At 37.4% G+C, this 1319-nt stretch carries 3 protein-coding genes; all 3 read left to right on the top strand.

Annotation, left to right across the window (positions count from 1 at the left end; translation table 11 throughout):
• Positions 1 to 138: 138 nt before the first annotated feature.
• The 3 genes from KUL10_RS19025 (at position 139) to KUL10_RS18505 (ending at position 1263) form a co-directional block, all read left to right on the top strand.
• Entirely contained in the window at positions 139 to 447 is a 309-nt protein-coding gene (locus tag KUL10_RS19025; RefSeq protein WP_373415200.1) for a ribonuclease E inhibitor RraB, read from the top strand.
• A gap of 70 nt (positions 448 to 517) precedes the next feature.
• Positions 518 to 802 (top strand): hypothetical protein, encoded by a 285-nt coding sequence (locus KUL10_RS18510; RefSeq protein ID WP_110430443.1) that lies wholly within the window; start codon positions 518 to 520, stop codon positions 800 to 802.
• Between the two features lie 92 nt (positions 803 to 894).
• Positions 895 to 1263, top strand: coding sequence for a hypothetical protein (locus KUL10_RS18505; protein ID WP_110430442.1), 369 nt, complete (start codon positions 895 to 897; stop codon positions 1261 to 1263).
• The last annotated feature ends 56 nt before the right edge of the window (positions 1264 to 1319 follow it).

Below are 1319 nucleotides of genomic sequence, written 5' to 3'. Positions count from 1 at the left end.
CCATACAAACGCATATTGGCAGTCGTTGTCACTCCTTCGGACATTTTGCATTTGCTAAAATCTGCATTTCACTGCGTTCAAGTCTTGCAGATTTCAGCAAACACAAACTGCCGCAAATGCGAGTGTTATGTTCCTTAGATGATAGAAAATAAGTTAAGGTGTCTTTCCAATTCGGGCTTTGACCTTTCTGGGCAAAGGCGAATCGAGTTTGAATTTTATATGACTACTAAAGTCAGTTTAGATAAGTTGTTTTCGAAGCTTAATGTTCAAGATGGTAGTGCTCAATTGATAAGAAGAAAACTTAAAAGTGGTGGGTACAGTCTTAGAGTTAGGTGTCAAGTTTATTGCAATTCTAAGCATATTGGAGAGTGGCTTAGTTTTTATACAATTGTAGGTAGAGAATGCAATGCAATTTTGGAAAATTGGCGGTTTGTTGTCAGAACATAACAAAAAATTTGATGACGGACATCTCACAAGAGCGGTGAGCTGCCGCATAAATTGGTGTTAGGTGTATTCGGTGATCAAGTTAGATTCAATCAAAAATCAAGCGGTGGAAATAGCTATCGATTTAAGAAGTCACGATCTACTTGAACAAGCACTACTTTTAGAAGCACAGATTGATTTGCTTGATAACTCTCAAACTATTTTGGCCGCATTACAGGAAATTGAAGGTTTGTGTCACGTTAAAGCATTCGGTGACTTATACCTTGAATCATTTGAGGGTTGGGATTGGCCAAGTAAAGTGAGTAAACTAGGCCAAGCATGTAAAAAGTGCAGTTCAAAAATAAGTAGAAACACCTAACAAGGCAAATAAATCGGGACTGCTAACAGCTTGCTCGGTTCCGCTTCGCTTCACATTTTAGCAAGCTATTATCAGCCCCTTATTGGGGCGTTATGCATAAAGTCGACATCAATCGCCATACCTTGAGTTTAAGTAACTTTTTGTTCTTGGCTTTGTCGGTCTTCTTGTTTTATGCTTGGTTTAATTTATTATTTACAACAGAGACGCTAATTGACCCAGCTAATCTGCCAAAATCTAAGGTGATCAGATACCAAGGTTTAGTTTTTGGCTACTCTTCACCAATATTAGCTTTTCTTAGTACGGTGCCTCTAATAATCTTATTAGTGATTAATCGGGGAAACACCAGCAGCTTTTTAATTACGTGGTTGAATAAAATATCTATCGGTTTTATTGCAATTTTTACCTTAACAGCAATAATTCAATTTTTAGCAGTGTTTATATTCGGTGAAGTTTATGCATAACAAGAAAATTAAAGACGGATATCTGGGAAAAGCGCCCAGCTACCGCTTAATTTGGT

This window comes from Glaciecola sp. KUL10 (genome assembly GCF_003203515.1).
Lineage (GTDB): Bacteria > Pseudomonadota > Gammaproteobacteria > Enterobacterales > Alteromonadaceae > Glaciecola.
Note: the sequence above shows the minus strand (reverse complement) of the source record. Positions and strands in the feature narration are given on the sequence as shown.

Excerpts from the sequence above, each read along its gene's own strand:
- KUL10_RS18505 (WP_110430442.1), top strand. The coding sequence starts at position 895 with ATGCATAAAGTCGACATCAATCGCCATACCTTGAGTTTAAGTAACTTT.
- KUL10_RS19025 (WP_373415200.1), top strand. The coding sequence starts at position 139 with ATGATAGAAAATAAGTTAAGGTGTCTTTCCAATTCGGGCTTTGACCTT.